The 20402-nt window shown below is 65.6% G+C and carries 14 protein-coding genes, 1 pseudogene and 1 other annotated feature; of the genes and pseudogenes, 7 read left to right on the top strand and 8 right to left on the bottom strand.

Annotated elements, in window-relative coordinates:
* Positions 1-94, top strand: a pseudogene (locus ACZ9AQ_RS11860) (IS6 family transposase); the annotation flags it as partial.
* A gap of 40 nt (positions 95-134) precedes the next feature.
* Here ACZ9AQ_RS11860 and ACZ9AQ_RS11855 read toward each other — a convergent pair.
* A protein-coding gene (locus ACZ9AQ_RS11855) for an IS3 family transposase (protein ID WP_429205307.1) occupies positions 135-1357 on the bottom strand; the annotation gives its coding sequence in 2 pieces (ribosomal slippage) (positions 135-1078 and positions 1078-1357; 1224 coding nt in all).
* Positions 963-1079 (bottom strand) — a sequence feature (AL1L pseudoknot). (Overlaps the previous gene by 117 nt.)
* A gap of 305 nt (positions 1358-1662) precedes the next feature.
* Here ACZ9AQ_RS11855 and ACZ9AQ_RS11850 point away from each other — a divergent pair.
* The 4 genes from ACZ9AQ_RS11850 (at position 1663) to ACZ9AQ_RS11835 (ending at position 5501) form a co-directional block, all read left to right on the top strand.
* On the top strand, positions 1663-2787 hold the full coding sequence (locus ACZ9AQ_RS11850; RefSeq protein WP_184238331.1) for an alkene reductase: 1125 nt from the start codon (positions 1663-1665) through the stop codon (positions 2785-2787).
* A gap of 88 nt (positions 2788-2875) precedes the next feature.
* The gene (locus tag ACZ9AQ_RS11845) at positions 2876-3847 is read left to right on the top strand and encodes an LLM class oxidoreductase (RefSeq protein WP_152385716.1); all 972 of its coding nucleotides are present in this window, start codon (positions 2876-2878) and stop codon (positions 3845-3847) included.
* Between the two features lie 212 nt (positions 3848-4059).
* On the top strand, positions 4060-4365 hold the full coding sequence (locus ACZ9AQ_RS11840; protein ID WP_379737139.1) for an ArsR/SmtB family transcription factor: 306 nt from the start codon (positions 4060-4062) through the stop codon (positions 4363-4365).
* A 428-nt stretch (positions 4366-4793) separates the two neighbouring features.
* Positions 4794-5501, top strand: coding sequence for an IS6 family transposase (locus ACZ9AQ_RS11835; protein WP_429205310.1), 708 nt, complete (start codon positions 4794-4796; stop codon positions 5499-5501).
* Positions 5502-5547: 46 nt separating this feature from the next.
* Here the strand turns inward: ACZ9AQ_RS11835 and ACZ9AQ_RS11830 are convergent, their stop codons facing one another.
* Positions 5548-7341: a DUF5597 domain-containing protein gene (locus ACZ9AQ_RS11830; protein ID WP_429205312.1), complete on the bottom strand. Its 1794-nt coding sequence runs from the start codon at positions 7339-7341 to the stop codon at positions 5548-5550.
* Positions 7342-7552: 211 nt separating this feature from the next.
* On the opposite strand from ACZ9AQ_RS11830, the gene ACZ9AQ_RS11825 reads away from it, so the two are divergent.
* Positions 7553-9133, top strand: coding sequence for an aldehyde dehydrogenase (NADP(+)) (locus ACZ9AQ_RS11825; RefSeq protein ID WP_429205314.1), 1581 nt, complete (start codon positions 7553-7555; stop codon positions 9131-9133).
* A gap of 71 nt (positions 9134-9204) precedes the next feature.
* Here the strand turns inward: ACZ9AQ_RS11825 and ACZ9AQ_RS11820 are convergent, their stop codons facing one another.
* The 5 genes from ACZ9AQ_RS11820 to ACZ9AQ_RS11800 form a co-directional block, all read right to left on the bottom strand.
* Positions 9205-10347, bottom strand: coding sequence for a sugar ABC transporter permease (locus ACZ9AQ_RS11820; protein WP_429205316.1), 1143 nt, complete (start codon positions 10345-10347; stop codon positions 9205-9207).
* A gap of 16 nt (positions 10348-10363) precedes the next feature.
* Positions 10364-11887 carry a D-xylose ABC transporter ATP-binding protein gene (xylG, locus tag ACZ9AQ_RS11815; RefSeq protein ID WP_429205318.1) on the bottom strand — a complete coding sequence of 508 codons (1524 nt, stop codon included), beginning with the start codon at positions 11885-11887 and terminating at the stop codon, positions 10364-10366.
* Between the two features lie 73 nt (positions 11888-11960).
* The gene (xylF, locus tag ACZ9AQ_RS11810; RefSeq protein WP_429205320.1) at positions 11961-12989 is read right to left on the bottom strand and encodes a D-xylose ABC transporter substrate-binding protein; all 1029 of its coding nucleotides are present in this window, start codon (positions 12987-12989) and stop codon (positions 11961-11963) included.
* A 703-nt stretch (positions 12990-13692) separates the two neighbouring features.
* Positions 13693-14796 (bottom strand): LacI family DNA-binding transcriptional regulator, encoded by a 1104-nt coding sequence (locus ACZ9AQ_RS11805; RefSeq protein ID WP_429205322.1) that lies wholly within the window; start codon positions 14794-14796, stop codon positions 13693-13695.
* 162 nt (positions 14797-14958) lie between these two features.
* Positions 14959-17361, bottom strand: a complete 2403-nt coding sequence (locus tag ACZ9AQ_RS11800; protein WP_429205323.1) for an FAD-dependent oxidoreductase — start codon at positions 17359-17361, stop codon at positions 14959-14961.
* Between the two features lie 168 nt (positions 17362-17529).
* On the opposite strand from ACZ9AQ_RS11800, the gene ACZ9AQ_RS11795 reads away from it, so the two are divergent.
* Positions 17530-19518 (top strand): peptidase U32 family protein, encoded by a 1989-nt coding sequence (locus ACZ9AQ_RS11795; RefSeq protein ID WP_429205324.1) that lies wholly within the window; start codon positions 17530-17532, stop codon positions 19516-19518.
* A 117-nt stretch (positions 19519-19635) separates the two neighbouring features.
* On the opposite strand, the gene ACZ9AQ_RS11790 is transcribed toward ACZ9AQ_RS11795, so the two are convergent.
* Complete coding sequence (locus ACZ9AQ_RS11790; protein WP_429205326.1) at positions 19636-20334, bottom strand: glutathione binding-like protein; 699 nt, start codon at positions 20332-20334, stop codon at positions 19636-19638.
* Positions 20335-20402: the final 68 nt, after the last annotated feature.

Genomic DNA, 20402 nt, shown 5'->3' with positions numbered 1-20402 from the left:
ATCCAGACTTGGACCGATGCTGGGCTTGAAAAGCTTCACTTCCGCTACCACGACAATACAAGGCATTGAGCTCATGCATCGCATTCGCAAAGGGCTGAATCGCCCCGGCTTTCGTGGAGGCCGGTTAGTGTGAGTCAGGCCGGAATAGCTTGACTGCTCAGTTGCTTGTAATAGTTTGCCTCAGCTTCCGCCGGCGGTATATAGCCGAGCGGTTTGAGAAGGCGGTGATGATTAAACCAGGACACCCATTCGAGCGTGGCCAATTCGACGGCCTCACGCGTCTTCCAGGGAGCGCGGCGGTGGATCAGTTCAGCCTTATAGAGCCCATTGATCGTCTCGGCCAAAGCATTATCGTAACTGTCGCCTTTGCTACCCACAGATGGTTCGATGCCGGCTTCTGCCAAGCGCTCGCTGTACTTTATCGATACGTATTGCGAGCCCCTATCGCTATGGTGGACTAGCTCGTTTCGTTCGGGCTGACGCGCGTACAACGCCTGTTCCAGTGCATCGAGCACGAAATCGGTCTGCATCGAGCTGCTGACCCGCCAGCCGACAATGCGCCGGGCAAAAACATCAATGACGAAGGCAACATAGACAAAGCCCTGCCAGGTCGAGACGTACGTGAAGTCCGATACCCACAGCTGGTTTGGCCGCTGCGCTTTGAACTGGCGGTTGACTCGGTCGAGCGGGCATGGCGCCTTTGCATCGGCTAAGGTCGTGCGCACACCCTTGCCGCGCATGACGCCGCGCAGGCCGGTCTTGCGCATCAGGCGCTCCACGGTGCAGCGGGCCACGTCCGTTCCCTCACGTCGCAGTTGGCGCCAGACCTTGTCGGCCCCGTAGACTTGCAGGTTTGCCTGCCAGACTCGCTCGATGTCGACGCTCAGCACCTCGTCGCGCTGAACGCGTGCACAGCGCAATGCCGGGTTACGCTGCTGCGCCGCGTAGCGCCAGTAACCCGACGACGCGACCTGCATCACCTTGCAGATCGGCTCAACGCCGTAGGCATGACGATACCGGTCGATAAATGCTCTCACGGCTTGAAGTGGCGGCCGAGCTCCGCCTGGGCGAAAAAAGCACTCGCCAGCCGTAGGATCTCGTTTGCCTTGCGCAGCTCGCGCACTTCTCGCTCGAGCGCCTTGACGCGCTCCTCTTCAGCGGTCGTCGGTCCGGGGCGCTGGCCGGTATCGCGCGCCTGCTGGCGTACCCAGCGGCGCAGCGTCTCCGGCGTGCAGCCGATCTTGGCCGCGATCGACGTGATCGCGGCCCACTGCGACTCGTACTGGCTGCCGGCTTCACTAACCATGCGCACGGCGCGCTCAGCGACTTCGGGGGAATACTTCGGTTCCTTTTTCATAGCTCCATTCTCTCAAACAATGGAGCCTCTACAAAACTCGGGGCGGTTCAGAATCGTCTTTATCAATGAGGATGGCGTTGAACATATGTAGCTCCTTATCGGATGGGAAATCGGATTAGCGGGGCAAGACTGCGAGCGCAGTTGTGCACGCTGCACGGCACATGACATCTATCAATTTAGATATTGACATATCCCGATATGTGGCTATGATAGCCATGTCAACCGTTCGGCGTGTTTTGAGTTCGATTCATCGCCAAAATTTTGCCCAGTAACATCGAGATTTCTAAATATTTAGGAGTATTGAAATGAATAGAGAAATACTGTTTGAAAGCACGCAGCTGGGGCCTTATACCCTGAAAAACCGGATCGTGCTCCCGCCGTTGACCCGCTCGCGCAGTTCCCAGCCGGGCAACATTCCGAACGACCTGATGGCCGACTACTACCGTCAGCGGGCCGGGGCGGGCTTCATGGTCACCGAAGGCACGCAGATCGAGCCGCGTGGCCAGGGGTATGCCTGGACGCCCGGTATGCACAGCCCGGAACAGGTTGAAGGCTGGCGCAAGATCACGGCAGCGGTGCATGCCGAAGGCAGCATCATCTTTGCGCAGCTCTGGCATGTGGGGCGGGTTTCGCATAACTCGCTGCAACCCGGCGGTGCGGCACCCGTCGCACCATCGGCAATCGCTGCCGACAACGTCAAGGTGTTCGTCGAAACCGGCCCGGGCCAGGGCGCACTTACGGAGCCGTCGGTGCCGCGTGCGCTGACAACTGCCGAAGTGAAAGAGTTGGTACAGCTCTACGCCCAGGCGGCCCGCAATGCACTCGATGCGGGCTTCGATGGTGTCGAACTCCACTGCGCCAACGGCTACCTCGTCAACCAGTTCATTTCCTCGCACACCAATCGGCGCACCGATGAATACGGTGGCCCCCTGCAAAATCGTCTGCGCTTCCTGCGCGAGGTGGTACAGGCGGTTGCTGATGTGGTCGGCAAGGAACGGCTCGGGGTGCGATTTGCCCCGCTGTTCGCCAGCACCGAAGAAGACCGCGTCTATCTGGGGCTGGTGGAGGAAGATCCCCATGAAACCTATATCGAGGCCATCAAGGTTCTCGAACAGGTCGGGATTGCCTATGTCTCGCTTGCCGAGGCCGATTGGGACAACGCGCCAGAGCTGCCCGAGACCTTCCGAAATGATGTGCGCAGCAACTTCAGCGGCAAGATCCTTTATGCCGGTAAATACAACGTGGAGCGCGGTGTGCGCGTGGTCAAGGCGGGCTGGGGCGATCTGATCGCGTTCGGCCGTCCCTTCATCGCCAACCCGGATCTGCCTGAGCGCATCGCCCATGGCTGGCCGCTCAACGCAGTAGATCCAGCGACGATGTATGGCGGCACTGACAAGGGATACACCGACTACCCCTCTTACCGGCCATAAGGCAGTACTGGCCGCGTTCGCAGCTTCGGACGCGCCAGTGGCGCTGCGCGCGTGCGATGGAAACCTTGAGACCCAGAGGAGCCTGACAATGTATCAGCCAAGTACAACCCCTTATCAGCAGCACCAAGGGTTCGGTCGAACCTTCAAGGCCGGCCACCTGAGCCTGGGGCTGTTTTTCCCCATCGAGGCCTTCCAGGGCGATACGCCGACGATGTCCAACCAGGTCGAGTTGGCCCGTCGTGCCGAAGCGCTGGGCTTCTCCGCGCTCTGGTTCCGGGACGTACCGTTGCGCGACCCCAGCTTCGGCGATGTGGGCCAGGTTTTTGATCCCTGGGTCTATCTGGGCTTCATCGCAGCACATACGTCGACGATTGCACTGGGGACTGCGTCGATAGCGATCCCGCTGCGCAGCCCGCTGCACACGGCCAAGGCGGCTGCGAGCGTGGACCAGTTGAGCGGCGGCCGCTTCCTGATGGGTGTCGCCTCGGGCGACAGACCTGTGGAGTTCCCTGCATTTGATGTTGACCCGGATCAGCGGGGCGATATTTTCCGGGAACATCTGGAAGTAATCCGCAAGGCTCAGCGCACCAGCTTCGAGCCGCTGCAATGGAGTCGCGGTCGATTGGAGAGCGCGGACCTGATTCCGAAGCCGACTACGAACGAGATTCCATTTTTCGTGACGGGCAACAGTCGCCAGTCCATGGAGTGGATCGCGCGGGAGAGTTCCGGGTGGATCACCTATCCACGGGCACCGCAGTTGCAGAAGACGATGGTGGCAAACTGGCGAGAGGTGGTCAAAGCCCACTCTGGGGACACCTACAAACCTTTCCTCCAGTCGCTTTACATCGACCTGGATGTGCGTCCGGACGCACCGCCAGAGCCAATCCATCTGGGCTACCGGCTGGGGCGAAATCATCTGCTGGCGCTATTGGAGTCGCTTGAGTCGATTGGCGTCGATCATGTAATTCTCAATCTCAAGTATGGTCGCCGTCCGGCAGCAGAAGTCATGGATGAACTCGGCTCTTACATCGCGCCCCGGTTTGGTGCGCACGCGCCATGAGGCCGCAAGAGATCAACTCGTTATGGGTAGACTGACGCACGTTCTGTGATGCACTAAACGGTTACAGAGACTAGCGAGCAGCGAACAGGTGGATGGCATTGCTGATGCCTGACATCACTCTGAACTTTGCGGTAGTGGCTCTCACTACATCCGTGCACTGCTATTAGTAATTGAGATATTATAATATCGAGAAAAGTAGTTTTGAGGTTGCCATGAGCATTGATATCCACGAGGCACTGAAGGCTTTGGACAACCCCGCCCGATTGGCGATCTTGGCCAAGCTCAAAGACCCACGCAAACACTATCCAGAGCAAGAGGTCGATCCCGAAAAGGTCGGGGTCTGCGTGAGCATCATCCAGGAGAGTGCGGGACTGTCACAGTCAACAATTTCACAGTACTTGACGGTCTTGCAGCGGGCCAAGCTGGTCACGTCCCAGCGCATCGGACCTTGGACCTATTACAAGCGTCACGAAGGGAACATTGCGGAATTGCTCAAGAACTTGCAGAAGCTGATCTGAGTTCAGTGGCAGTGCCGCTCTCTGTGGGACGGGTCGCGTTGGTGCACTGCACACGGTGCGACTGACGTCCTTCATGTAGGGCAATGCATTGTCAAGGTAGTGCCACCCACCACGACCGCCAATAGACCACCGCTTGCCGTGGTCATGCCCCAGCGTGAGCTCAGCACTGCCAGCCACGCAGGCAGTCGCGCCCATCAATCCTGCCAACAACATAGCGAAGTCGAGGGTTCGCACGGTGATGATCGGGCCAATATTGACGGTGTAAAACGATCGTTTTACACTTGAGCAATGAAATCTCATCACCCCCTTGTTGCCACGGCAGAACAGCTCTTCGATAGATATGGCTTTACTGCCACAGGAATGGATCGGCTGGCACTGGCTGGTATTGTCAAGTTGCCGGAGTCCGCCGTCGCTCCCTAAAATGGGGGATGGCAAACACTCGACTTTACCGCGGCTTCCGCTACCCTCGTGAGATCATCAGCCACGTAGTGTGGCTCTACTTCCGGTTCTCGCTGAGCTTTCGCGACATTGAGGAACTGATGGCCAGCCGAGGCGTCATCGTTACCTATGAGACGATCCGGCAATGGACGCTGCGATTCGGCCAGCAATTTGCCAATGAGCTGCGCCGACGTCAGCCACGACGGGGCGATAAATGGCATCTCGACGAGGTTGTGCTGACGATCAAGGGCAAGCACCATTATCTCTGGCGCGCAGTCGATCAGGAGGGCCATGTCCTGGACGTCCTCGTGCAGAGCAAGCGCAACCGACAGGCGGCCAAACGATTCTTTTGTAAACTTCTCAAGGGCTTGCGCTATGCGCCAAGGGTTCTGATTACCGACAAGCTGAAGAGTTATGCCGCTGCCAAGGTTCAGGTCATGCCAGGCGTAGAGCATCGCCAGCACAAGGGACTGAACAATCAGGCCGAGCTGTCGCACCAACCGACGCGGCAGCGAGAGCGGCAAATGCGTCGTTACAAGTCACCCAGGCATGCGCAGCGATTTCTGTCGACACACGGGCCCATCAACAACGTCTTCCGGTGCCAGCGCAGCCGCCTGTCGGCGCAGCAGTACCGGCACGTCCGTACTCAAGCGTTTTCGCTCTGGAACGAGGTCACTGATATAGCGAAGAACGCGTAATCCGCCAGAGTTTGTTACCCGAACCGAGGCAAATTCGCCCTGGATTCTACAATTCGCCCCGCCAGTTCACCAACTTGACAGTACCCTTCAGCACCACCGGCGTCGCCGGCAGGTTCAGGCCGTAGTCGGTCTGGTCGCCGTTCCAGTTGCGCTCCATGACCCAGCGGCCATCGGCGTCGAAACGGCCCTCCTCCACCCGCGCCAGCAGCGACGGCTTGCCTGCGTTCGGGCCGTCGGCCGCGAACCTGACCCGCGCCTGCTGGCCGACGAGCACGAACTCGTTCTCTCCGACCTGGGCGAAGGCCACACCGCCGCCGGGTTTCTCGGTGCCTGACTGGTACTCGCTCTTGTCCTTCAGGTACTGGCGCTCGCCGAACTGGAATTCGCGAAACGACACGGTCGCCCTCCAGCCCTCCAGCGCCACCGTTTGCGGCGCGCGGTCGTCGCCCTCGGCCACGCCCTGGGTGCGGCCCTCGAAGGCCCAGCGCGCCCACTGGCGCTGCATCGGCGCGAACGCCCCATACACGGCGGCGAAGGGCTCGGTCATGCGGCGGTCGGTGAACTTCGCGCCCAGCGGGTAGTTGCTGTATTCGAAGTAGTCCAGTCCGAACGGCGCCACCCCCAGCGCCCCCATGCCGACGATCTGGTACACGTAGCGCGCATAGGCGGCCGCATTGCCCATCTCCGGCACCATCAGCGCGTTATCTCGCCGCTGGTAGGATTTGAGCACCGCCGTCACCTTGTGCGACTCCGGCATGTAGATGTCGGGCGCCGCCAGGTCGATATGCGGCGCGGCCGCCTTGTAGATGTCGATCACGTCCCAGGTCGGCCCGCCGCTGGCGAAATCGGCCTTCCACGGCGCCGCCGGCTTGCCATCGACCGAAGGCTGGCGCAGCGCGGCGTTGACGAACATCGGCAGGTCGTACACCGCGCGCCCGGCGCTGGCGATCGACTCGATATAGCGGGCGATGGCCCAGGCATGGAAGTACTGGTCGGCATAGTCGCCATACACCTGGCGCCAGCTGCCCCCGGTCACGCCCGCCACCTTCGGCTTCTGGCGCGCCAGCACGGCGGCCGGCACCGGCTGGCGGAAGGCCACCTCGGCGCGCGCACCATGGTCGCGCGCGACGCCATAGGTGCCCACCTCGTTCTGGACCTGCACCATGATCACGGTGCGGTGGCCGCTGTCGATCTTCCTGACGTGCTCCATCATCTTGACGAAGGCGCGGCGATCGAACGCCAGGGTCTGCTCGCCGAACGGCGAATGGCTGTAGACGGTCTTGCCGTCCTTGTCCTTCATGCGCGGGAAGCGCCGGTTGTCGAACTTGACCCATTCCGGCAGGTAGCCTGGGCCCGTGTTCTTCCAGGTGCCGAACCAGACGATGACGAGCCTGATATCGTTTTCACGCGCTTGCGCAACCAGGGTGTCGAGAAAGCTGAAGTCGAACTCCCCTTCCCTGGGTTCCACCTGTTCCCAGGCGACCGGCATCTCGAGGGTATTGGCGCGCGCATCCCTGAGCGCCGCCCACACCTTGGGCAGGGCGCCAGGATAGTTGCTGGAATTGTGGGCCTGGCCCGCCAGCATCAGGAACGGCGCGCCGTCGACCATCAGCGCGTGCCGGCCGTCCCGTGCGACGAGGCGCGGCAGCTCGGGGCTGGCAGCCGCGGCGGCGGCCCCGGCCAGCAGCAGGCAGAGCAGCGCGAGCGTCTGGCGCACGATCGCGTCACCGGGCCACTCGCCCCGGACGACGGCAGCGGCGGCGCGCACGGCCGCAGCCACAGCCAAACCCAGGCCCGGGCGCCGACCCATGCCGGATCGACGGGCGATCGTGGTACGCATCATGTCTCCTGCTGTCTTTTTTATCGGCTTGCTTGCAACCATGCTAATCAAACCAGGCGATGCTTGCAACAAAAATGTTCGCGCTAACAGAAAACGTTATCATACTGGCTTACCGCGGGCTGCCTTTTGTGTCAGCGCCCTTGCGACTGCGCCTGATAGCGCCGGACAACGCCTGCCCACCACCCACCACCTTCAACCAGGAGACCCCACCATGAATATCAGCGGAGAAATGATCATCGGCCACCAAATCCTGCGCGGCGCCGCCGGCGCCGTGCGCGCCTACGATCCCGCCAGCGGACAGGCGCTGGCGCCCGACTTCGGCCTGGCGACGCCCGCCGACCTGGCCCGCGCCTGCGAACTGGCCGACGCCGCCGTCGAGCCCTATCGCGCCCTGCCGCTGGAACTGCGCGCACGCTTCCTCGAGACGATCGCCCAGCGCATCCTCGACCTGGGGCCGGCGCTGATCGAACGCGCGGCGCAGGAAAGCGGCCTGCCCGTGGCCCGCCTCGAGGGCGAACGCGGCCGCACCGTGAACCAGCTGCGCCTGTTCGCCAGGGTGGTCCGCGACGGCCACTTCCTGGAAGCGACGCTGGATTCGGCCCTGCCCGAGCGCACGCCCCCGCGCCCCGACCTGCGCATGCGCAAGATTCCGCTGGGCGCGGTCGCCGTCTTCGGCGCCAGTAACTTCCCGCTCGCGTTCTCGGTGGCCGGTGGCGACACCGCAGCAAGCCTGGCCGCCGGTTGCCCGGTCGTGGTCAAGGCCCACAACGGCCACCTCGGCACCTCGGAGCTGGTGGCCAAGGCCGTGCTGCAGGCCGCGCTCGCATGCGGCATGCCGGAAGGCGTGTTTTCGCTCCTGATCGGCGACGGCAACCAAATCGGGGCCGACCTGGTGAGCCATCCGGCGATCCGCGCGGTCGGCTTCACCGGCTCGCGCGCGGGCGGCCTGGCGCTGGCCCGGATCGCCGCCGGGCGCAAGGAGCCGATTCCCGTCTATGCCGAGATGAGCAGCATCAATCCGGTCTACCTGCTGCCGGGCGCGCTCGCCGCCGGCGGCGCCGGGCTGGCCGGCGCCTTCGTCGATTCGCTGACCCTGGGCGTCGGCCAGTTCTGCACCAACCCGGGCCTGGTGATCGGCCTGGCCGGCGCGCAACTCGACGCCTTCCGCGACGCCGCCGCCGCCGCGCTGCGGGGCAAGCCCGCCGGCACCATGCTCACGGCCGGCATCCATCAGGCCTATGACAGCGGCATCGGCAAACGCGCGGGCGTCGCCGGCGTGCAGCTGGTGGCGCACGGCAGCCAGGGAGGCTCCGGCTGCTCGGCGCGCGCCGCCCTCTACCAGTGCGACGCCGCGACCTTCCTGGCCAACCCGGCGCTGGAGGAAGAGATCTTCGGACCGGTGTCCCTGCTGGTCGCCTGCCGCAATGAGGACGAGATGCTGGCCGTGACCCGCCACCTCGAAGGCCAGCTGACCGCCACCGTGCACGCCGACGACAGCGACGGTGCGCTGGCCGGCGCGCTGCTGCCGCTGCTGGAGCGCAAGGTGGGCCGCATCCTGTTCAACGGGTTCCCGACCGGCGTCGAGGTGGCACATGCGATGGTGCACGGCGGGCCGTTCCCGGCGACGTCGGATGCGCGCAGCACCTCGGTCGGCGCGACCGCGATCGAGCGCTTCCTGCGTCCGGTGTGCTACCAGGACGTGCCGGCCGGCCTGCTGCCCGATGCGCTCAAGGACGGCAATCCGCTCGGCATCGTGCGCCTGGTCGATGGTGAAGTGAAGCTCCCCGCCTGATTAGTAGGGTGGACGGCATCGCCGTCCATCAAACCGACAACATCACCGCCCATCGCCACCCATCGCCGCCATCAGCGTGTGCCGCTGCGCGTGGCCACGTCCAGCCATACGGCGAGCGTCAGGATCAGGCCCTTGACGATCATCTGCCAGTAAGCGTCGACGTCGAGCATCGACATGCCGTTGTCCAGGCTGGCCATCACCAGCGCGCCGACCAGGGCACCGTGCACGGTGCCGGCGCCGCCGCGCATCGACGTGCCGCCGATGAAGCAGGCCGCGATCACGTCCAGCTCGGCCGACACGCCGGCCGACGGCGAGCCGGCCGCCAGGCGCGCGGTGTTGATCAGGCCGGCCAGCGCGCACATCAACCCCATCAAGCCGAAGATCCACAGTTTCACCTTGCGCACGTCGATGCCGGACAGGCGGGTCGCTTCCATATTGCTGCCCACCGCATAGATGCGGCGGCCGAACACGGTCTGGCGCGCGATGTAGCTGAACACGCCCAGCAAGATGAGCAGGATCAGCACCGGCAGCGGAATGCCTTCATAGCTGTTGAACGTGGAGATCAGGCCGGCCAGCACCGCGCCGACCAGCAGCACGCGCAGCACCGAGCGCCACGGCGCGATCACCGGCAGTCCGTGGCGCGCCTGGTTGACCCGCTGGCGCCAGGCCAGCACGCCGGCCAGCGCGAACAGGAGCACGCCCAGCCCGATCCCCCACGCCGGCGGCAGATAGGCCTGCCCGATCTGCTCGAAGCCGGGCGAGACCGGCGCGACGGTGGCGCCGTCGGTCAGGCCCAGCACCGCGCCGCGGTAGGCCAGCATGCCCCCGAGTCCGACGATGAACGACGGGATGCCGGCATAGGCCGTGAGGTACCCGTTGAGGAAGCCGCACAACAGGCCCGCGCCCAGCACCACCGCGATCGACAGCGGCAGCGGCATGCCGTGGGTGACGTCGAGCACCGCCGCCATCCCGCCCAGCAGGCCCAGGAGCGAACCGATCGACAGGTCGATCTCGCCGGCAATGATGACGAACACCATGCCGCAGGCCAGGATGCCGGTGACCGACATCTGGCGCATCAGGTTCGAGACATTGCGCGCCGAGGTGAAGCCGCCCTCGGTCATCCAGTGGAAGAAAGTCCAGATCAGGGCGACCGCCACCAGCAGGGCCAGGATCTTGTATTGGGTGAACAGCCGCTTAAGTGTCGTGGTATCCATGGATGTCGTTTGCCTGTCAGTCCTGGCCCAGGGCGGCGGCCAGCACCGTCTCCTGGCTCAGGCCATCGTTGAGAAAATCGCCGCGCAGCCGGCCTTCCTGCAGCACCAGCACGCGGTCGGACACGCCCAGCACCTCGGCCAGCTCGGACGAGACCATGACGATGGCAATGCCCTGGGCCGCCAGTTCCAGCATCAGGCGGTAGATCTCGAACTTGGCGCCGACGTCGACGCCGCGCGTCGGCTCGTCGAGGATCAGCACCTTCGGCCCGGTCAGCAGCATCCTGGCCAGCACCGCCTTTTGCTGGTTGCCGCCCGAGAGCGCCGTGATCGGCAGCGCCGGGCTGGCGGTCTTGAGCGCCAGCCGCGCGATCTGCTGCCTGACCGCGCTGGCTTCCTCGCCGGCGTCGATGCGGCTCGCGTGCGCAAAGCGGCGCAGCACCGACAGCGTGATGTTCTCGCCCACCGACAGGTCGCGCACGATGCCGTGGCGCTTGCGGTCCTCGGGCACCAGGGCGAAGCCGGCGCTGATCGCCTTCAACGGCTCCGAAGTGTCGACCCGCCGGCCTTCGAGCCAGACCTCGCCCTCGTGGCGGCCCGGATAGGCGCCGAAGAGCGCCGTCACCAGCTCGGTGCGGCCGGCGCCGACGATGCCGGCGATGCCGAGAATCTCGCCGCGCCGCACCGAGAACGAGACGTCGTCCACCTTCTTGCGGCGGGGATTGTCGGGGTCGTAACAGGTGATGTGGCGCGCCTCCATCACGACGTCCCCGATGTCGTGATGGATGAGCGGATACATCCGGCTCATCTCGCGCCCGCACATCTGGGCGATGATGCGGTCCACGCTCATCTGCGGCATCGGCGTGGTGGCGATGTGCTTGCCGTCGCGGATGACGACGATGGTGTCGCAGATGGCCGCGACTTCGTCGAGCTTGTGCGAAATGTAGACGCAGGCCACGCCGCGCGCCTTCAGGTCGCGCACCGTGCCGAGCAGCACGTCGATCTCGGAGGCGCTCAGCGATGCCAAAGGCTCGTCCAGGATCAGCAGGCGCGCATGCTTGTTCAGCGCCTTGCCGATCTCTATCAGCTGCTGGTGGCCGCCGCCGTAATGCTTCACCGGCAGCGCCACGTTCACGTCCGGCAGGCGCAGGCCGCGCAGGATCTCGCCAGCGCGCCGGTTCATGGCCGGATAGTCGAGGCGCCCGCCGGGCAAGGTGATCTCGTTTCCCAAAAAGATGTTCTCGGCCACCGACAGCTCGGGCACCAGCATCAGTTCCTGGTGGATGATGATGATCCCGGCTTCTTCGGTCTCGCGCACCGAGCGCGCCCGCAGCGGCCGGCCGTCCCACAGGATCTCGCCGTCCCAGCTGCCGTGCGGGTAGACCGCCGACAGCACTTTCATCAGGGTCGACTTGCCGGCCCCGTTTTCGCCGCACAGGCCAACGCACTCGCCGGGCCGGATCGCCAGGTCGATGCCGTCCAGCGCCGGCACCCCGTCGAATCGCTTGGCGATTCCCTTCATTTCAAGCAGATAGCCCGACATCGCACCACTTTCCAAGGCGTGAAAAAATCCCCGGACCGCGTTGGCGGGAACCGGGGAAAGGAGAGATCCGGGCTTATTTGCCGTCCAGTTGGCCCTGGGTATAGAACCCGTCCTTTACCAGGAGGTCGACGTTCGACCTGGTCAGCAGGACCGGTTTGAGCAGGACCGTGCTGACCTGCTTGTAGCCGTTGTCGAGTTGGGCGTTGTAGGCCGGTCTTTCGTTGCGCACCAGCTGCACCGCCAGGGTGGCGGCGCTGGCGGCGATGGTCTTGAGCGGCTTGTAGACCGTCATGGCCTGAGTGCCGGCGATCACGCGCCGCACCGCGGCCAGGTCGGCGTCCTGGCCCGACACCGGCACCTTGCCGGCCAGCTTCTGCGCGGCCAGCGCCTGGATCGCGCCGCCGGCGGTGGCGTCGTTGGACGCGACCACGGCGTCGATTTTATTGCCGTTGGCGGTGAGCGCATTCTCGACGATGGACATTGCCTCGGATGGGCTCCAGTCCTTCACCCACTGGCGGCCGACCACCTTGATGTCGCCCTTGTCGATCAGCGGCTGCAGCACCTTCATCTGGCCTTCGCGCAGGATCTTGGCGTTGTTGTCGGTCGGCGCCCCGCCCAGCAGGTAGTAGTTACCCTTGGGCTTGATGGCGACGATCGACTGCGCCTGCAGCTCGCCCACCGCCTTGTTGTCGAACGAGATGTAGGCGTCGATGTCGGCATTGAGGATCAGGCGGTCGTACGACAGCACCTTGATCTTCGCCTTTTTCGCTTCGCGGATGGCGTTGTTCAGGACCGTGGCGTTATAGGGCACGATCACCAGCACGTCGACCCCGCGCGAGATCAGGTTCTCGATCTGGGCGATCTGGCGCTGCTCGCTGGCGTCGGCCGACTGCACGTAGACCCTGGCGCCGAGCTTCTCGGCGGCGCCGATGAAATAATCGCGGTCGCGCGTCCAGCGCTCCAGCCGCAGGTCGTCGATCGAAAAGCCGATCCTGGGATTCTTCGCGTCGGCCATGCCCGGGCCGGACGCGAACAGCAGCGCGCAACCGAGTCCGATGGCCGCGCCCAGCCTGGTGATGCTCGTCTTCGTGCCTGTCTTCATCCTTGTCTTCATCCTTGTCTCCTTTTTCACTATCGGGCGGGATCCTTCCCCGCACCGTATTGACTTTTTCTCAAGAATCGCCAGGATCGCCGTCCCTGGCGAACTCCCTCACGCGCAGGCAGGCACTGGCCGGCCAGGATACGGTCTTCCTCGGCCGGCGTATGCCACGAGGCGTCCTGGCGCGGGGTGCACACGGCGCCCGGCACCACATTGTTGACGCGGATATGGTGCGGCCCAGGTCACGCGCCAGGGCGCGGCCGAGGCCCTCGACCGCGCCGGTATCACGTCCGTGATGCGGGGGCGCTCGTCGCTGGTGGCGGTGTTGAGGAGGATGTCGACGACCAGCGCGCTGCCGATCCCGGAGGCGCCGCCGCTGATCACGACCCGCCTGCCGCGCAGGCCCGGATAGGTCGCATTGGCCGGCAAGGCGCGGCCGGGTTCGCCCGCGCCCGGCGTCGGGTCGGCAGGTGCCGTCATGGTCGTCTCCAGATTATTCTGAATATAGTCGATGCGCAGAACATTCCATGAGTAGGACTGTTAGCGCAATCATCCCAGTCTAATCGGGGCCTTCGACGGTTGTCAACGAATTATTGAAATGGATTTCAGAGACGGCGGATGCCCCGCACGGCGCAGCCGGATATCGCAACCGCGTGCGCCAGCCGCGAGCCGACAGGCGCATGCCGGCGCCGGCGATCAGATCAGATCAGCGCGCCTTGGCCACCGCCGGCAGGCGCGCCGGCGGCCGGATGCGCGGGGCGGCGTCGGACTGGCGCCGCACCAGCTCGAAGTCCATGCGGGCCTGTTCCGGCTCGGCCGGCTGGTCTTCGCGCAGCGCGCGCACGCGCCGCACCAGCGCCTGCACCGCCTCGCGCGCCATGCCGGCGATCGGCTGGCGCACGGTGGTCAGCTCGGGCCAGATCGTGGTGGCCAGGGCGGTGTCGTCGAACCCGGTGACGGTCAGGTCGCCCGGCACGTCCAGGCCCAGGCGGTGCGCGACCGCCACCGTGGCGGCCGCCATATCGTCATTGCTGGCGAAAATCGCCGTCGGCCGGTCCTTCAGCGCCAGCAACTGCTCGGCCGCGTCCAGGCCGGAGCGATAGGTGAACATGCCCTGCACCACCAGCTCGTCGGAGGCGTCGGCGCCCTTCTCGGCGATCGCCGCGCGGTAGCCGTCGAGGCGGCGCGCGCTCGCGGTCTGGTTCGGGTGACCGACGATGAAGCCGATGCGCTGGTGGCCCAGCGCGATCAGGTGCCGGGCCATGTAGCGGGCCGCTTCGTAGTCGTCGATGCTGACCGCGCCGACGCCGGGGGCCGGCGAGCCGCACGCCACGACCACCGCCGGAATCCCGGCCTTGGCCACACAGTCGAGCACGGCCACGCTGTCGCACAGCGGCGGCGGCAGGATCACGCCGTCCAGGCCATTGTTGATCAGGCGCTGGGTATGCTCGATCTCATGGTTGCCGGCCTCGCACTTCTCGACGAACAGCTGGACGTTGTTCAGGCCAGACTGGTTGAGCAGGCCGACCAGGAATTCGCTGAGGTAAGCGGCGCTCGGATTGCTGTACAAGAAACCGACGCGGATCGGCTTGGAGCCGGCCAGGTTGCGCGCTTCCTGGTTCGGGGTGTAGTTCAGCGCCGCGACCGCCTCCGCCACCTTGCGGCGCGTGCTTTCGCGCACCAGGCTCTTGCCGTTCATGACCCGCGAGACGGTCATCGCGGACACGCCGGCGAGCCTGGCCACGTCCACCATGGTGGGCTTGCCCTGCTCCATCGATTCGCGCACGGCCTCGACGCTCGTTTTGTTCATGTCGGTGAATCTCTTTGCAAGTCGTTCATGTTGGCCGATGTTAGCATAGTTAGGGATTTGCCATCGGGCCCCTCGCCGGCCTTGCCGGTGACGGAAAATCCCCGTTCGACACTATGGAAGACCTGCCCATCGATTGCGCTAACATGCGCCTCCGGCGTCATGCTATCCCGCGCCCCGCCGCGCCGCCAGCGCTTCGCGCGCGGCGGCCTGGCCTTCCGCCATATGGCGGGCGATCGACAGCGCTGAAAAATCGAAGTCACGCGCCGCGGTCTCGCACTCCGAGCCCTTGCGCATGATGCGGGTGATGCTGGGCGCGGCATCCTTGTCGCCCATCAGCTGAATATAGGTGGGCCACTGGCGCACCTGGTCGGCCTGGGCCGGCGAGGTGGCGTAGTCCAGGATACCCTCGACGAGCTTGCGAAAATCGCGCACCAGCGACTGCTCGGCGCTATCGCGCCGGATGCGCTCGGCGAACACGATCTCGTCGCGCCGGCCCAGCACCTCCATCAGGTTGGTCGGCAGCGCACCTGTTTCCGGATACAGGTCCACGATGAAGATGCGCTTGCGCGCCGTGCCCGAGTGCTCCAGCAGCAGTTCCAGCGGCGAATTGCTGATGATGCCGCCGTCCCAGTAGTGCTTGCCGTCGATGGTGGTCCAGGGAAAGCCGGGCGGCAGGCTGCCGCTGGCCAGGATATGGTCGGCGCTCAGGTCGTCGACATAGCTGTCGAAGATCTCCAGGCGCGCGGTCTCGACATTGACCGCGCTGACCAGCAGCCGCACCGGGCTCGCTTTCAACGCGCCGAAGTCGACGTAGCGCATCAGTAATTCCTTGACCGGTGTCGGGTCGTAGAGGCTGGTCCAGTCCAAAGGCGACGTGCCCAGGAAAGGCATGCCGGTCCAGCGCGGGCGGAAGAACGCCGGGACGCCGAAGGCGAGCGTTTGCCACGACCCGAGCAGGCGGCGCGCCCGGTCGTCGAGCAGCGTCCCGGCGGCATGCGGCAGGTCGAACGGCCGCTCGGGCGGGGGCTGGAGCGGCGGGTCGGGTCGCAGGCCGGGTTGCAGGTCGGATCCCAGGTCCAGCGGCAGGTCGACCGCCAGGCGGCGCCAGAAATCCTCCAGCGCGGCGGCGGCGCGGCCCGGATTGGCGGCCATGATGACGCCATTGAAGGCCCCGATCGACACGCCGGCGATGACGTCGGGCTGGATGCCCGCGGCTTCCAGCGCATGGGCCACGCCGCATTCGAAGGCGCCCAATGCGCCGCCGCCCTGCAGGATCAGCGCGGTCTGGCTGGGAATGCGGGTGATGCAAAAATCGGGCTCGTCCAGGCGCTTGCAGGCCCAGCCGATATTGGTGCGGTAGCGGATCAGGGATTCGATCGCGCGCGTCTCGACCGCCGGCCGCCCCGTGGAAAACAGGGCGCGCGGCACGTCGTGGTCGAGGTAGAGGCAGGCCCAGGAGCGGGTCTCGGGGCGGCCCAGCCGGGCATGGTGGTGGCCGGCCTCGGGCAGGCCCAGGAACTGGAACCCCTGGCCGAACAGCTCGCACGAGAAATACGGCACCTCGTCGTAGCGCAGGCGCATGCCGAGCATATTGCGCGCCGCCAGCCGCCCCTGCTTGACGGCGTTGTCCCAGTGCTCGATGCGGTGGCGCAGCCGGAACACGGGGTCGACGAAATTGGCGACGTCGCCCGCCGCCCACACCAGCGGATGCGAGGCTTGCAGGTACTGGTCGACGCACACGCCGTCGTCCAGCGCCAGGGCGCTGCCTTCGAGCCAACCCAGATCGGGAGCGACGCCGATGCCGACGCCGACCAGCTCGCACGGCAGCCGGCGCCCGCCTTCGGTCACGACCATCTCGACCCGCCGCTCGCCATGGAAGGCGGCGACCGTATCGGCCAGCACTTCGACGCCCTGGCCCACGTACAATGCGCGCAGGTAGTCGCTGATGCCGTGGTCCTGCAGTTTGTCGAACAACATGCCGTGGCGCGCCAGCACCGTCACCCGCACGCCCTTGCGCGCGAACGCCGCGGCCATCTCGAGGGCGATGAAGCCGGCGCCGACCACCACGGCCCGCGCCGCGCCCTCCATCGCGCCGCGCAGGGTGCGCGCGTCGACGGCCGTGCGCAGGTAGTGGATGCCGGGCAGCGCGGCGCCCGGCACGTCGAGATGCACGGGACGCACCCCGGTGGCGACCAGCAGCCGCTCATAGCGGATGACGCCGGCGTGGTCGGTATGCACCAGCTGGGCGTCGGCGTCGAGGCCGGTGGCGCGCACGCCGGACAGCAGCGTCACCCCATGATCGTGGAAGTAGTCGGGCGGCAGCACCGTCGCCAGCGGCGGCGCGGCGTCGCCCTCCAGGAAGCGGGTCGAGAGCTGCGGCCGGTGATAAGGCGGGTCGCGCTCGTCCGCCACCATGACGATCGCGCCCTGGGCGCCCTCCTGGCGCAGCGTCTCGGCGGCCGTGGCCGCGGCCAGGCCGCCGCCGACCAGCAGGTAGCGCGCATGGCGCGCGTGCTCGCGAACGGACGACTCGGCCGACTCCGGGGTAGCTGGCTGATCCGTCATCGGCCTTCCTTTCGTGAGTGGCGTCGATGCGGGTTGGACCGCGTCCAGGCTGCGGCGTTCGCCCGACGCCAGGGTGAAGATGGTTCCATCCTGACAACCCGCCACGCCGGGCATGACGCGCGGGCCCCATCTCGCTATAATCTCGTCCTTCGCCCCAAAGGAAAACCCATGTCCCTGCTTGCCCACGAGCTCGAATTGCTTTCGCCCGCCAAGACCGCCGAGATCGGCCGCGAAGCGATCCTCCATGGCGCCGACGCCGTGTACATCGGCGGACCGGCCTTCGGGGCGCGCCATAACGCCAGCAATCCGCTGGAAGACATCGCCGCGCTGGTCCGGTTCGCCCACGGCTACCGCGCGCGCATCTTCGTGACCATGAATACGATCATGCACGACAGCGAACTCGATCTGGCGCGCAAGCAGATCTGGCAGCTGTACGAGGCCGGCGTCGATGCGCTGATTATCCAGGACCTGGGCCTGCTCGAACTCGACCTGCCGCCGATCCAGCTGCACGCCAGCACCCAGTGCGACATCCGCGGCGCGGAGAAGGCGAAATTCCTGGGCGACGTCGGGTTCTCGCAGCTGGTGCTGGCGCGCGAACTGACGGTCGAGCAGATCCGCAAGATCCACGCCGCCACCGACACGCCGCTCGAATACTTCGTGCACGGCGCGCTGTGCGTGGCCTATTCGGGCCAGTGCTACATCTCGCACGCCGACACCGGCCGCTCGGCCAACCGCGGCGACTGCTCGCAGGCCTGCCGCCTGCCCTACACCCTGTCCGACGGCCAAGGCCGCGTGGTCGCCTACGACAAGCACCTGCTGTCGATGAAGGACAACGACCAGAGCCGCAACCTGGAAGCGCTGGTCGACGCCGGCATCCGCTCGTTCAAGATCGAGGGCCGCTACAAGGACATGGGCTACGTCAAGAACATCACCGCCCACTACCGGCTGCTGCTGGACGAGCTGCTCGAGCGCCGCCCGGAGTTCGCGCGCGCCGCGAGCGGGCGCACCCGCGTGATGTTCACCCCGGACGTCGACAAGAACTTCCACCGCGGCCACACCGAATACTTCGCCCAGGGCCGCCTGCCGGACATCGGCGCCTTCGATTCGCCCAAATACCTGGGCGTGGAACTGGGCATCGTGGCGCGCCTGAACGGCGACAGCTTCGACATCGTCACCCAGGCGCCGATGGCCAATGGCGACGGCCTGAACTACATGAACAAGCGCGCCACCTGCGGCATCCAGGCCAACCGCGCCGAGAAGCTGGGCGAGGAAGCCGAGGGCCAGCGCTGGCGCGTGTTCCCGAACGAGCCGATGCCGTCCCTGATCGGCCTGAAGGTGGGCACCGTCATCCACCGCAACCGCGACCACCAGTGGGAAGCCACGCTGAGCAAGAAGTCGTCCGAGCGCAAGGTGGCGATCGACCTGATCCTGAGCGAAGCCCCGGGCGGCCTGCGCCTGGACATCGTCGACGAGGACGGCATCGCGTCGCACGTCCAGGCCGCCCTCGAACTGCAACCGGCCCAGCAGGCGGCCCAGGCCGAGGCCGGCCTGCGCGCCAGCCTGGCCAAGCTGGGCAACACGATGTTCGAGGCCGGCCACGTGGCGCTGCAACTGAGCCAGCCGTGGTTCGTGCCGAGCGCCGCCATCAACGCCCTGCGCCGCGACGCCATCGCGGCGCACGAGGCGGCGCGCCTGGCGGCCTGGGAGCGCCCGCAGCGCAAGGCGCCGGTCGAACCGCCGCCGGTCTACCCCGACACCCAACTGAGCTACCTTGCCAACGTCTACAACGACAAGGCGCGCGCCTTCTACCACAAGCACGGCGTGCAGCTGATCGACGCCGCCTATGAAGCGCACGAGGAAGCCGGCGAAGTGTCGCTGATGATCACCAAACACTGCCTGCGCTTCTCATTCAACCTGTGCCCGAAGCAGGCCAAGGGCGTGCAAGGCGTACAGGGGCAGGTCAAGGCCGAGCCGATGACCCTGGTGAGCGGCGACGAGAAGTACACGCTGCGCTTCGATTGCAAGCCGTGCGAGATGCACGTGGTCGGCGCGATGAAGACGAACATCCTCAAATCGCCGCCGCCGTCGAACGTGGCCTACAGCCCGCTGACCTTCCACCGCCAGCGTCCGCGCGACCAGGCGGGATCGAAGGCGTAGGCGCGATCGGCCCGGGCCGCGTGGAGCGCGGCTTGCCTTGACGGCGCCCGCGGGCGCCGTCGGCGTCGGCGACTTGATCGTGCGGCCGACCTCCAGCCCCGACCAATCGGCAGCGGGTCAGGCCGGGATCTTGAGTCCTCTCCTGACTGAGGGGCGGGCCAGGAAACGCTCCAGCGCATCCCTCACATTGCCGAAGTCTTCGGCGCCGACCAAGTCTTCCGCCTCGTAGAAGTTCAGCAAGCCATTAATCCAGGGGAACACCGCGATATCGGCAATGGTGAAGTCGTTGCCCGCGATCCAGGTATGCTGAGCCAGCTGCGCGTCGATCACGCGAAACAGCCGGCGCGATTCGGCGGCGAAGCGGTCGCGCGGCCGCTTGTCCTCGTACTCTGCGCCGCCGAACTTCGCAAAAAAGCCGAGCTGGCCGAACATCGGCCCCACCCCGCCGATCTGGAACATCACCCACTGGATGACGCGGTAGCGCCCCGCCGCATCCGGCGGAATCAGCTTGCCGCTCTTTTCGGCCAGGTAGAGCAGGATCGCGCCCGATTCGAACAGCGCCAGCGGCTGCCCGTCCGGGCCGTCCGGATCGAGGATGGCGGGAATCTTGTTGTTCGGGTTCAGTGACAGGAAGGCTGGCGAATTCTGCTCGTCCTTCGCGAAGTCGACCCGGTGCGCCTCGTACGGCAGGCCGATTTCTTCCAGCATGATCGGGATCTTGACGCCGTTCGGGGTGGGCATCGAGTACAGCTGCAACCGGTCGGGATGGGCGGCCGGCCATTTTTGAGTAATGGGAAAGTCGGAGAGCTGGGTCATGTCGTTGGCGCCTCTTCAGGAACCGCCGCGGCGGCAGAGTCCAACGATACCAAAGATTCAAACTGCCC

Source organism: Massilia sp. UYP34 (assembly GCF_056279385.1).
This window is presented reverse-complemented; position numbering and strand designations above follow the sequence as displayed.